This is a genomic window from Pseudomonas sp. HMSC057H01 (assembly GCF_001836405.1).
GTDB lineage: Bacteria > Pseudomonadota > Gammaproteobacteria > Pseudomonadales > Pseudomonadaceae > Pseudomonas > Pseudomonas aeruginosa.
Window position 1 is genome coordinate 14,989 of the sequence record NZ_KV828514.1, and the last position, 12,575, is coordinate 27,563.

General features: G+C 69.2%; 9 protein-coding genes. 2 read left to right on the forward strand and 7 right to left on the reverse strand.

Features of this window, described 5'->3' with window-relative positions; all coding sequences use genetic code 11:
• Both HMPREF2581_RS33690 and HMPREF2581_RS28230 read right to left on the reverse strand, forming a co-directional pair.
• Positions 1-1,035: acyl-CoA dehydrogenase family protein (locus HMPREF2581_RS33690; protein WP_256565217.1), on the reverse strand; the 1,035-nt coding region annotated here is incomplete at its 3' end.
• A 117-nt stretch (positions 1,036-1,152) separates the two neighbouring features.
• A complete protein-coding gene (locus tag HMPREF2581_RS28230) occupies positions 1,153-2,775 on the reverse strand; it encodes an acyl-CoA synthetase (protein ID WP_003137504.1) in 1,623 nt (540 codons plus the stop codon).
• A 245-nt stretch (positions 2,776-3,020) separates the two neighbouring features.
• Between HMPREF2581_RS28230 and bfiS the strand changes: the two genes are divergently transcribed.
• The gene (gene bfiS, locus HMPREF2581_RS28235; RefSeq protein ID WP_003137505.1) at positions 3,021-5,297 is read left to right on the forward strand and encodes a two-component system sensor histidine kinase BfiS; all 2,277 of its coding nucleotides are present in this window, start codon (positions 3,021-3,023) and stop codon (positions 5,295-5,297) included.
• A gap of 2 nt (positions 5,298-5,299) precedes the next feature.
• Complete coding sequence (gene bfiR, locus HMPREF2581_RS28240) at positions 5,300-5,944, forward strand: two-component system response regulator BfiR (protein ID WP_003129339.1); 645 nt, start codon at positions 5,300-5,302, stop codon at positions 5,942-5,944.
• Between the two features lie 4 nt (positions 5,945-5,948).
• Here the strand turns inward: bfiR and pqsL are convergent, their stop codons facing one another.
• The 5 genes from pqsL to HMPREF2581_RS28265 all read right to left on the reverse strand — a co-directional run bounded on the left by pqsL (position 5,949) and on the right by HMPREF2581_RS28265 (position 12,564).
• Positions 5,949-7,154: an FAD-dependent monooxygenase PqsL gene (gene pqsL, locus HMPREF2581_RS28245; protein ID WP_003137506.1), complete on the reverse strand. Its 1,206-nt coding sequence runs from the start codon at positions 7,152-7,154 to the stop codon at positions 5,949-5,951.
• Positions 7,155-7,321: 167 nt separating this feature from the next.
• The gene (locus HMPREF2581_RS28250; RefSeq protein ID WP_003101377.1) at positions 7,322-8,812 is read right to left on the reverse strand and encodes an aldehyde dehydrogenase; all 1,491 of its coding nucleotides are present in this window, start codon (positions 8,810-8,812) and stop codon (positions 7,322-7,324) included.
• Complete coding sequence (locus HMPREF2581_RS28255) at positions 8,805-9,716, reverse strand: dihydrodipicolinate synthase family protein (protein ID WP_003093588.1); 912 nt, start codon at positions 9,714-9,716, stop codon at positions 8,805-8,807. Before HMPREF2581_RS28255 ends, HMPREF2581_RS28250 begins: the two co-directional genes overlap by 8 nt.
• Before the next feature lie 64 nt (positions 9,717-9,780).
• The gene (locus HMPREF2581_RS28260) at positions 9,781-11,109 is read right to left on the reverse strand and encodes an MFS transporter (protein ID WP_003129340.1); all 1,329 of its coding nucleotides are present in this window, start codon (positions 11,107-11,109) and stop codon (positions 9,781-9,783) included.
• 135 nt (positions 11,110-11,244) lie between these two features.
• On the reverse strand, positions 11,245-12,564 hold the full coding sequence (locus HMPREF2581_RS28265) for an NAD(P)/FAD-dependent oxidoreductase (protein WP_003137508.1): 1,320 nt from the start codon (positions 12,562-12,564) through the stop codon (positions 11,245-11,247).
• Positions 12,565-12,575: the final 11 nt, after the last annotated feature.

Consider the following 12,575-nt stretch of genomic DNA (forward strand, 5'->3'; position numbering starts at 1 on the left):
GGGGTGCACGATGATCGGGTCGGCGGCCTTGTCCCTGGCCACCGGGCCGGTCGGCGCGCGGCTTTGCAGGCGCTCGCGGGCGTAGGCGACGGCGCTCTGGTAGGACATCTCGGCGCAGCCGATGCCCTGGATGCCGATGGACAGGCGCTCGTAGTTCATCATGGTGAACATCGCCGCCAGGCCCTTGTTGACTTCGCCGACCAGCCAGCCACTGGCGCCGTCGAAGTTCATCACGCAGGTGGCCGAGGCCTTGATCCCCATCTTGTGCTCGATGGAGCCGCAGTGCACCGCGTTGCGTGCGCCGAGCGCGCCGTCGTCGCCGACCAGGAACTTCGGCACCAGGAACAGCGAGATGCCGCGCGAACCGGCCGGCGCGTCGGGCAGCTTGGCCAGCACCAGGTGAATGATGTTCTCGGTGAGGTCCTGTTCGCCGCCGGTGATGAAGATCTTCGTCCCGCTGATCCTGTAGGAACCGTCGGCCTGCGGCTCGGCCTTGGTGCGGATGATGCCCAGGTCGGTGCCGGCATGCGGTTCGGTCAGACACATGGAGCCGGCCCAGGTGCCGGCGTACATGTTCGGCAGGTACCTGTTCTTCAGCTCCTCGCTGCCGTGCGCATCGAGGGCCAGGCAGGCGCCGGCGGAAAGGGTCGAGTAGAGGCTGAAGCTGGCGTTGGCCGCGTACATCATCTCCTCGAACTGCACTGCCAGCATCTTCGGCATGCCCATGCCGCCATGGGCCGGATTGCCGGTGAGGCCGACCCAGCCGCCCTCGGCGTAGGTCGCGTAGGCCTCGCGGAAGCCGGCCGGGGTGCGCACGGCGCCGTCCTGCCACTGCGCGCCTTCTTCGTCGCCACTGCGGTTGAGCGGCGCGAGCAGGCCGCCGGTGACCTTGGCCGCTTCCTCGAGGATGGCGTCGGCGGTGTCGGCGTCGATCCGCTCGGCCAGTCGCGGCAGGCGCTGCCACAGGGCGGGGGCGTCGAACACGTCGTTGAGCAGGAAGCGCATGTCGCGCAGCGGGGCGTTGTATTCAGGCATTGCACACCTCGTCGGTGAACGGCCGGCGGGACGGCCGCAGGTACAGGGTTGCCCGTGCGCATCCTGCCTACGGCCGCCGTGGCACGGCCGCTGCACGGGCAATTCGGCTGGCGGCGCTCAGAGGGCGGCGGCCCACTCGCGCAGCACGTATTTCTGGATCTTGCCGGTGGAGGTCTTCGGCAGTTCCGAGAACACCACGGTACGCGGAATCTTGAACGCGGCCAGGTGTTCGCGACAGAACGCGACGATCTCGCTCTCGGCGAGCCCCTGATGATCGCTCTTCAGGGTAATGAACGCACAGGGCGTTTCCCCCCACTTTTCGTCGGGCCGCGCCACCACCGCCGCCTCCAGCACCGCCGGGTGGCGGTAGAGCACGCCCTCCAGTTCGATGGTGGAGATGTTTTCGCCGCCGGAGATGATGATGTCCTTGAGCCGGTCGCGGATCTCGATGTAGCCGTCCGGATGGCAGACCGCCAGGTCGCCGGTATGGAACCAGCCGCCGGCGAAGGCTTCCTCGGTGGCGCTGGGATTCTTCAGGTAGCCCTTCATCACGGTATTGCCGCGCATGAAGATCTCGCCGATGGACTGGCCGTCGCGCGGCACCGGCTCGAGGGTCTTCGGGTCGGCCACCATCACCCCTTCGAGGGTCGGGTAGCGCACGCCCTGGCGCGACTTGATCGCGGCGCGCCGCTCCAGCGGCAGTTCGTCCCACTCGCCGTGCCAGGCGCAGACCGTGACCGGGCCGTAGACCTCGGTGAGGCCGTAGACATGGGTGACGCGGATGCCCATCTCTTCCACCGCGCCGATCACCTTGGCCGGTGGCGCGGCGCCGGCGACCATGGCATGCACCGGGTGGTCGATGGCGGCCTTGGCCGAGTCGGGCATGTTGATCAGGGCGTTGAGCACGATGGGTGCGCCGCACAGGTGGCTGACCTGGTGCTCGCGGATCAGGGTGAGGACCTTCTGCGGATCGACCCGCCGCAGGCAGACGTGGACGCCGGCCAGCGCGGTCACCGTCCACGGATAGCACCAGCCGTTGCAGTGGAACATCGGCAGGGTCCAGAGGTACACCGGGTGCTGGCCCATGGACCAGGTCATCTGGTTGCCCAGCGCGTTCAGGTAGGCGCCGCGGTGATGGTAGACCACGCCCTTGGGGTTGCCGGTGGTGCCCGAGGTGTAGTTCAGCGAGATCGCCTGCCACTCGTCCCGGGGCCATTCCCAGGCGAACTGCGGGTCGCCCTCGGCGAGCAGCGCCTCGTAGTCCAGTTCGCCAACCGGGCGGCCTTCGCCATACTCGGGGTCGTTGACGTCGACCACCAGCGGCGGGTGGTCGAGCATGCCGATGGCGGCATGGATCACCTCGTGGAATTCGTAGTCGGTGATCAGCACCTTGGCTTCGCCGTGTTGCAGCATGAAGGCGATGGCTTCGGCGTCGAGGCGTACGTTGAGGGTGTTCAGCACCGCGCCGATCATCGGCACGCCATAGTGCGCCTCGAGCATCTCGGGGATGTTCGGCAGCATCACCGCCACCGTGTCGCCCTGGCCGATGCCGCGCCCGGCCAGGGCCGAGGCCAGGCGTCGGCAGCGTTGGTAGGTCTGCGCCCAGTCGCGGCGGATGTTGCCGTGGATCACCGCGGGGTAGTGCGGATAGACGCTGGCGGTGCGCTCGATGAAGCTCAGCGGCGTCAGGGCGATGTGGTTGACGGCGGCGGGCGCGAGACCCTGTTCGAAGATCGACATGAAGAGTACCCCGTGGCTGATTGTTAGCTCTGTTCTGGGTAAGGGTCACGATCTGCCGCGCGCGGAGAGACTGCGTCGAAAACGGCTGGCTTCTCTGGCTCGGCAGATCGTGAACAGCTTCCAAGGACCAGGCGAAGCGCTCCTTGGGTTGGGGCGATTTATAGCAACGATGAAAAATATATGGAAGTTAAACCATAAGCTTATAGTATAAATACCATATAAGTTCCCAGGATCATCTTCCGCCCATGAGTCCGCTTCCCGCTTCGCCTGCCCTCAACAGCCTCCTGCGCCTGCTGCGCGAGGGCGCGCCGCTGGTCGAGCGGGTCGGTGCACTGCGCCGCTTGCTGCTCGAACATCCGGGCACGCGCCAGGCCTGGTACCTGGCCTGGCAGCCGCAGGCGCAGACCTATACCCCGGTGCCGCCGTCGCCGGCGCTGCCGCCGGGCGCCGGCGAGCCGAACCGGGCCAGCGACCTGGCGTTGCGCGAGCGCCTGGCGCGCGACGGCCGGCTGGCGCTGGACGAATTGCGGCGTTCCGCGTCCTGGCTCGGCGCGCGCTTGCGGCGTGCCGGCGTGGAGCATGGCATGGCCTTCGCCCTCGACCTGCAGGCCGGCGACGAAGGCCTGCTGCTGGTGGCCAGCGATACGCCGCAGAGCGCCGCGCTGGACTGGCTCGGCCTGCTCCTCGCACCGTTGCTCGCCGCCGCCCGTGGCGTCACCCGCGCCGCGCCGTTCCTCGCCGCCGACCCGCAGCCGGCACTGCTGCTCGACGGCGAGGCGCAGGCAGTGGAATTCAACCAGGCTTTCCTTGCCTTGCTTGGCGAGCGGCCGCGCGAGGCCTGGCGCGCCTTCCTCCCAGCCAACCATGGGCAACTGGTGCGCGCCAGCCTGGGGCAGGCGCGGGCCCTCGGCGAGGTGGAGGCGGAGTGCGACGGGCGCATCCTGCTCTGGCAGTTCATTCCCGACAGCGCCGAGGCCCGGGTGCTGGCGCGCTGCCGCGACGCCACCGCCAGCCTGCGCGGCGAGCGCGAGGCGGCGCGGGCCAGCCGGCTGTACCGGCTGATCACCGAGAACACCACCGACCTGATTTCCCGGCATACCCTCGACGGCATTTTCCTCGACGCCTCGCCGGCCTCCTGGACCCTGCTCGGCTACTGGCCGGAGGAACTGCGCGGGCGTCCGGCGCAGGCGTTGTTCCACCCCCAGGACCGCGGCCAGGTGGCGCTGCGCGCGCGCGAAGCGCTGGAGCAGGACGGCTACCTGACCATCACCTACCGTATCCGCCACCGCGACGGCCGCTACCGCTGGTTCGAGACCGCCAGCCGGGCGATCCGCGAGACCTACACCGGGGCGGTGGTGGAGGTGGTCAGCGTGTCCCGCGATGTCACCCGGCGGGTCGAGGCGGAGGAGAACCGCCGGCGCCTGGCCGAAGTGGTCGAGGCGAACACCGACCTGGTGCTGTTCGTCGAGCATGGCGGCCGCGTCACCTACCTCAATCCTTCGGCACGTGCCGCCCTCGGCATCGCCGACGGGCAGGAGGCGCCGGCACTGGAACGCCTGCTGGCCGGCGACACTCCTGCGCGGTTGGCCGAAGAGGGTTGGCGACAGGCGCGCGATGGCGGCGTTTGGAGCCGCGAGGGGCGCCTGCAACCGCAGGACGGGCGTCCGTCGCTGCCGGTCTCGCTGGTGTTGCTGGCCCATCGCGGCCGCGGCGAGGAGCGCTATTACTCGCTGGTGGCCCGCGACATGACCGAACGCGAACTGCGCGAGGCTCAGCAGCGCCGTCACCAGGACGAACTGGCGCACACTGCGCGGCTGGTCACTCTCGGCGAACTGGCCTCGGGCATCGCCCACGAGATCAACCAGCCGCTGGCGGCGGTGATGAACTACGCCAGCGCCAGCCAGCGTTACCTGGCCGTCCTCGGCAGCCAGCCCGAGGCCGCCGGGCGGGTGGCCGAGGGGCTGGCGCGGATCGGCGAGCACGCCGGCCACGCGGCGGAGGTGATCAAGCGCCTGCGCGCCTTCCTGCGCAAGGGCCAGCGGCGCCTGCAGGCGCTCGACCTCAACCAGGTGGCACGCGAGGCCATCGGCCTCTGCGCGTGGGAAGCCGGGCACTGGCAAGTGGCGGTGGAAGAAGCGATGACCGACAATCCCCCGCCGCTGTATGCCGACCGCGTGCTGCTCGAACAGGTGTTCCTCAATCTGCTGCGCAACGCCATCGAAGCCAACCGCGAGGCGCATCCCGGCTCGCCGTCGCGGGTCGTCATCGGTAGCCGCGTCGAGCCCGGCGGGCTGCTCTGCCTGTGGGTTCGCGACCAGGGACCGGGAGTGCCGGCGGATCAGCTGGAACACATTTTCACGCCGTTCCACACCAGCAAGCCGGAAGGGCTGGGCCTGGGCCTGTCGATGAGCCGCAGCATCGTCGAGGGCTTCGGCGGCACCCTCGAAGCCGAGCTGCCGGCGGATGGCGGGTTGCTCATGAACTGCCGGCTGCCGCTCGCCGCCGGCGCCACGGGAGGTTAAGGATGGCTATGCCTGACGAAGCGCTGGTCTACGTGGTCGACGACGACCAGGGCATGCTCGAATCGACGGTCTGGCTGCTGGAATCGGTCGGTCTCAAGGCACGGCCCTTCACCCAGGGCCGGGACTTCCTCGACGCCTGCGAGGGCGGCCGCCATGCCTGCGTCCTGCTCGACGTGCGGATGCCCGGCATGGGCGGGCTGAACGTGCAGGACGAACTGCTGGCGCGCGGCATCGACCTGCCGGTGATCTTCGTCAGCGGCCATGCCGACGTGCCCATCGTGGTGCGCGCCTTCAAGGCCGGTGCGGTGGATTTCATCGAGAAACCCTACAACGAACAATTGCTGCTCGACAGCGTGCAGCAGGCCCTCGATCGCCACGCCCGTCGGCGCCGCCACCGCGATCTCGACGCCGGGTTGCGCGAACGCCTGGACAGCCTCACCCCGCGCGAGCGCGACGTGCTCTTGCCGCTGGTGCGCGGCTATACCAGCCGCGAGGTGGCCGAGCAACTGGAAGTCAGCGTGAAGACCGTCGACCTCTACCGCGCGCGGGTGATGAAGCGCATGCAGGCCCAGACCCTGCCGGAGCTGGTGGGCATGGCCATCGCCGCCGGGCTGGTGGACCCGCTGCGCTTGCGCGAGGACGCCTGAGGGCTCAGCCGCGCGGAGCCTCCAGGGACGGCGACCGCACCGGCTGATAGGAACGCTCGCCGCCCAGGGCTTCCGGCGTACGGCTGCTGCCCTGCAGGGCGGTGTCGAAGACCCCGGCGAAGCGCTGGCGATCCTCCAGGCTGGTGGCCAGCGCATGGCCATAGGAGACGATCGCCTGGTTCACCGGGAAGCGTTCGGCCTGGTAGCCGGCCAGGGCATCCTCCAGCGCGCAGGCGTCGCGCAAGGCCAGGTCGAGGGCGTCGGCCAGGGCGCTGGCGTCCTCGATGGCCAGGTTCATGCCCTGGCCGGTGATCGGATGCACGTTGTGGATGGCGTCGCCGAGCATCGCCACGTTGTCCGCCCAGTAACGATCCAGGTTCAGGTAGCCGATGGGGATGCCCTTGAAGCGCGAAGTGCCGGTGACGGCGGCGATCGCCTCGGCGCTCTCGTCGCCGACGAAGCGTTGCAAGCGCCGGCGCAGCGACTCGCCGCGGGTGTCAGCCATCAGCTCGCGCGACTCTTCCCTGGGGAAGCTCACCACCAGTCGCGCGCGGTCGAAACCGATCGGGTAGAAATAGGCCAGCCCGCCCTGCGCGTCCACGTACAGGCGGTTGCGCTCGGCCACGCAGGGCGCCAGGGCGAAGGTGCCGACCAGCATCGGCGACGGGTAGGGGTGGCGCTCCACCTCGATATCGAGCAGCCGGCGGCGCACGTAGGAGGCGATACCGTCGGCGCCCACCACCACCCGCGGGCGCAGCACGCGGCCGTCGTTCAGGCGCACCTGGTCGATCGCGTGGCGCTCGTCGCGCTGCACCGCTTCGATGCGGGTCTCGAACAGCATCTCGACGGTCGCTTCGCCGTCGATCTTTTCCAGTACCAGGCGGCGCAGCGACTCGCAGGGCATGAGGATGAAATAGCCGCGCGCGTCGACGCTGGAATAGTTGAAATAGCGAAGCAGCTCGCCGTCGTGATAGACCTCCAGCTCATGGCGGACCCGCCCGCCGCGACGGGTCACCTCGGCCAACAACCCGGCCGCCTCGACCACCCGGATGCCGGCCGGCTTGAGCAGGTCGGCGCCGTTGATCGCGCGTTCGCGCCGTGCCTGCTCCACTACCACCACGCGGTGGCCCTGGCGGCCGAGCAGGTAGGCGAGCATCGCCCCGCCGATGCCGCAGCCGTTGATCAGTACATCGATATGGTTGTCCGTCATGGATGAGTCTCCGTGTCGTTCCTGGCGGAAAAGGGAAGGGTGGAGGCAGCAGCATAGCGACGGAACGTTATGCAGAATGGGTGTTGTCTGCACTTGGTCGCCTGTCCGGCCCGATTGTCCGGTCTCGCCGCCAGGCGGGAGTGCCGGCCCTTGCGGGCCGGACAGCTTCAGGAAGCGTCGATCCAGATGGTCTTCAGCTCTGTGTACTGGTCGTGTGCCCAGACCGACTTGTCGCGACCGCCGAAGCCTGACTCCTTGTAGCCGCCGAAGGGCGTCGAGGCGTCGCCCTCGCCGAAGCAGTTGACGGTGACGATCCCCGCGCGGATCTCCCGCGACAGGCGCAGTGCGTGGCGCAGGCTGCCGGTGTAGGCCGAGGCGGCGAGGCCGTAGACGGTGTCGTTGGCCAGGGCGATGGCTTCGTCGATGTCGTCGAAAGAGGTGACCGAGAGCAGCGGGCCGAAGATTTCCTCGCGGAACAGCCGGCTGTGCGGCGAGACGCCATCGACCACGGTCGGCTCGACGAAGATGCCAGCCTCGGTGGCGCCGCCGAAGCGCACCGCCAACCGCTCCGTCCTGGCCTGGTCGAGGTACGCGCGGACCTTCTCGAAGTGCGCCGGGCTGACCAGCGCGCCGAGGCGATTACGCGGATCCAGCGGGTCGCCCATGCGCCACTCGCGGAGCTGCGCGCCGATGCGTTCGAGCAGTGCCTCGCGGACCTCGGCGTGGACGATCAGTCGCGAGGACGCCGAGCAGTTCTCGCCCATGTTCCAGAACGCGCCGTTGACCACGTGTTGCGCCACCAGGTCGAGGTCCTCGACATCGTTCATCACCACCGCCGGGTTCTTGCCGCCGCACTCCAGTACCACCCGCTTGAGGTTGGACTCGGCGGCGTACTTGAGGAACAGGCGGCCGGTCGCGGTGGAGCCGGTGAAGCTGACCATCGCCACGTCCGGGTGGCGGCCCAGCGGTTCGCCGGCCTCGCGGCCGCCGCCGGGGACCACGTTGAACACCCCGGCGGGGATCCCCGCCTGGCTGGCCAGTTCGGCGACGCGCAGGGCGGTCAGGCTGGTCTCGGGGGCCGGCTTGACCACTACGGAGCAGCCTGCCGCCAGCGCCGGGCCGATCTTCCAGGCGAGCATCAGCAGCGGGAAGTTCCACGGCAGCACCAGGCCGACCACGCCGATCGGCTCGCGCACCACCATGGCCAGCGCCGCCGAACCGACCGGGGCGGTGCTGTCGTAGATCTTGTCGATCAGTTCGGCATGCCAGCGCAGGGTATTGATGGTTTCCGGCAGGTCGGTGTGCTGGCATTCGCGGATCGGCTTGCCGCTGTCGAGGCTCTCCATCACCGCCAGTTCCAGCAGGTGCTCTTCCAGCAGCTCGGCCAGGCGCAGCAGCGCCGCCTTGCGCTCGGCGGGCGTGCGCGAGCGCCAGCGGCCGTCCTCGAACGCCCGCCGCGCGCTGGCCACGGCGTGCCCGACGTCCTCCGCGTCGCAGGCGGCGACCTGCGCCAGCAGCTCGCCGGTGGCCGGGTTGGTCGAGGCGAAGGTGCGGCCGCCGCAGGCATCGCGGAACCCTCCGTCGATGAAGGCGCGCTGGGGAAGGTCCAGCGTCGCGGCGATGGCCGCGTATTCCTCCCGGCTCAGCAGCTCAGTCATGGCGGCCACCCTCGACGATCCGCGCGACCTCGCCCTTGAGCCTGGCGACGATCTCCGCCAGTGCCGCCTTGCCGGCCTCGTCCAGCGCCTTCAGCGGCGCACGTACGCCGCCGGCGCGCAGGCCGGCCAGCTCGCAGCCGTGCTTGATCGACTGGACGAAGTGACCGCTTTCGAGAAAGTCCATCAGCGGCATCATCGCCGCCATGATGCGCCGGCCCTTGGCGAAGTCGTTCTCGACCACGCAGGCCTGGTACAGGGCGAGGTGTTCGCCAGGGATGAAGTTGGAGCCGGCGCAGACCCAACTGCGCGCGCCCCAGGCGAAGAACTCCAGGGCCTGGTCGTCCCAGCCGCAGGACAAGGCGATCCGCGGGTGGCGGCAGGCCAGGCGGTGCAATTGCGCGGTGGAGCCGGAGCTTTCCTTGATCGCGACGATGTTGCGGCAGCCGGCGACGGCGGCGAAGAACGCCTCGTCCATCTCCACGCCCATCCGCGCCGGATAGTTGTAGAGCATGATCGGCAGGCCGGCGGCGCGGTCCACCGCCAGCACGTGCTCGGCGATCTCCCGCGAGGTCGGCAGCGCGTAGGGCGGCGAGCCGACCAGGATGGCGTCGGCGCCGATGGCGCGGGCGGCTTCGGCGTAGGCCAGCGAGTCCTCGGTGCGGATCGCGCCGGTTCCCACCACCAGCGGCAGGCGCCCGGCGATGACTTCGCTGGCGTGGGCGGCGAGGGCCAGGCGTTCCTCGGCGGTGTGCGCGTAGTACTCGCCGGTGGAGCCGCCGATCACGATGCCGTGCACCTTCGACTCGACGAGAAACTCCAGGACCTCGGCGAAGGCCTGGGTGTCGATGCTGCCGTCGGCGCTCAGCGGGGTGATGGCGGGGGTATAGATACCTTCGAATTTCACGGGGTTTCCTCCTGTGGGATGCTGGGCCGCGGCGCACCCGGCGGACGCTGCCGCGGCGGGTGGTTCAGGTGAGCGAAGCCGCCTGCTGCAGGTTCAGCGAACGGGTTTCCGGCGCCAGGGCCCAGGTCACGAGCAGCCCGAGCAGGGTCACCAGCGCGGCGGCGTACATGGTCTGGGCGGTACCCAGGGTTTCCAGGGAAAGCGGCACCAGGTAGGTGCCCACCGCGGCGCCGACGCGCGACAACGAGGTGCCGACGCCGACCGCGAAGGCGCGGATCTCGGTGGGGAACAGTTCGTTCGGGTAGACCAGTTGCAGCACCTGGGCGCCGCCGATGAACAGCGCGTAGGCACCGAACAGGCCGAGGATGGTCGCCTCCGAGCCGGCGTGGAAGACGCCCAGCCCGAGCAGCGCCAGGCCGGACCAGAGGAAGCTGTGCAGCAGCATGCAGCGCCGGCCGATGCGGTTGATCAGGCGGGTGGCGATGATGCAGCCGATGACGAACAGCAGGGTGATCGCCACCGAACCGTAGGAGGCCCAGTCGCCCTTCAGGTTCAGCGCCAGCAGCACCTTGGGCGCGAAGGCGTAGACGGCGAACACGGGGATCACCGAGCAGGTCCAGAACAGGGTGACGAAGAGCATGCGCTTGCCGTAGCCGGCGTAGAGCAGGTGCCAGATGGTGACCTTCCGTTCCAGCGCCTGTTCGGGCAGGTTCGCCAGCGAGAAGGCTTCGCCGTAGACCTGGCGGATGACCCGTTCTGCGTCCGCGTCGCGGCCCTTGCTCAGCAGCCAGCGCGGCGACTCGGGGGTGCCGATGCGTAGCAGGAACAGCACGGCGCCGATCGCCGCGGTGCTGGCCAGTACCAGGCGCCAGGCGTCCTCGCCGCCGCTGCGCAGGATCAGGTCGCCGACCAGGTAGGCGAAGGCGGCGCCGGCGAACCAGAGGATGGTCAGGGTGGCCAGGCGCGGTCCGCGATACTTCTTCGGCAGGAACTCCACCAGCAAGGCGGTGGCGACCGGGTACTCGATGCCCACCGCCACGCCGATCAGGAAGCGCAGGACGAACAGCGCCGCCGCCGAGTCGACCCCGTACTGCGCCAGGGAAGCGAGGACGAACAGGCTGGGGCCGACGAAGAACAGCCTGCGGCGGCCCAGGCGGTCGGTCAGCCAGCCGCCGAGGAAACCGCCGAAGAAGATGCCGACCAGCGCCGAGGCGGCGATCATGCCCTGCCAGAAACTGCTCAGTTGCAATGCCGCGGTCATCTGCAGCATCGCCACGCCGATGATGCTCAGCACGTAGCCGTCGACGAAGGAGCCGCCGCCGGAGCGCAGGGTCAACAGCCGGTGGAAGGCGTTGAGGGGTACGTCTTCGATCGAGGTCGTAGGATTTGTCATTATTGTCTCCTGGTTCTAACCGCTGCCGGTGAATTCGGGCCGAGCGAATCCGCGAGGCTGGAACGCTCTCCAGCTCCGGTCTTCAATGGCCGTCTGAATCGAAGTCGGCGCCCGTGGGCGCGTTACTAGGGATGCCTAGCTTTCTCTACCTGCTCGATACTGCCCCCACCTCAGGTTGAGGTTCACGCCAAGGGAAAGGAGTGGTTCGGGTGGATTGCCGCTGGGACCGGGCGCGCGCAGCAGGAAGTCGATCAGCTCGTTGCGTTCGCCCGCCAGCCAGTCGGCCAGCAGCTTCCCGGTGACGGTCCCGCGGGTTACCCCCAGGCCGTTGCAGCACAGGGCGCCATAGACGTTGGGCGCCAGCTCGCCGAAGTGCCCCATGTGGTTCCTCGACAGCGCCAGCGAGCCGCCCCAGGTGTAGTCGAAGCCGACTTCCGGGAGCATCGGGAAGCGCTGGCGGAACGAGGCGCGATGGCGTACGGCGAAGCGCTCAAGGTACTTCCCGGCGCTGCGTCCGTCAGGGTTGAAACTGAAGCTGTTGCGGATCAGCAGGCGGTTGTCCGGGGTACGCCTCACCGTGGTGCCGTAAGGGTCGGCCGGGATCAGGCCCCAGTAGGGGCGCCCGCCGAGGCGGGCCTGCTCCTCGGCCTCGAGCGGCCGGGTCAGGCTGGCGTAGGTGAAGATCGGCAGCATCCGCCCCTGGAGGAAGCCGAAGCTCATGCCGAAGGCGTTGTTGGCGAGGACCAGGCGGTCGGCCAGGATGCTGCCGTGGGGATGGCTCAGCAGGGTCCTGTCGCCATATTCCACGGCGGTGATCGGTGTGTGTTCGTAGAGGCTGACGTTGCCCGGCAGGCTGTCGGCCAGGCCCTTGACCAGGGCCGAGGGCTGCACCAGCAGGGTACCGGGGGTGAACAGGGCCTTGCGATAGAAAGCGGTGCCGATGTGTCCCGGGAGGTCGTCCGCCTCGATCACCTCGTAGGCCTGGCCGAGCCGATCGAGGCCGCGCCGGTAGGCGTCGAGCACAGCCACGCCGCGCGCCTCGACGGCCGCCTGGTACTTGCCGCAGGCCTTCATCTGGCAGTCGATGGCATGGCGCTGCACCTGTTCGCGGAGCAGCGACTGGCCGGCGAGATTGAGCTTCAGGCCGATCCGGGCGGTCGCTATGTCGCCGATGTAGTCGTCGGCGCCGATGTCGTGGGGCAGGTCGATGGCGAAGCCGGCGTTGCGCCCGGCGGTACCGAAGCCGACTTCCTGGGCCTCGACCAGGACGATCTCCTCGTCGGGAAAATGCAGCGCCAGCTGGCGCGCGGCGGCGAGGCCGGTGAAGCCGGCGCCGACCACCACCCAGCGGGCGGCGCTCCTGCCGTAGTGGGCCGGCTTCGGCCGCCGCGGCGGGCTGAGGTGGTACCAGCCGCAGGAACGGTCGTCGGCCGGGAGGTGGGTTACTTTCGTCATCGCAGGGACCT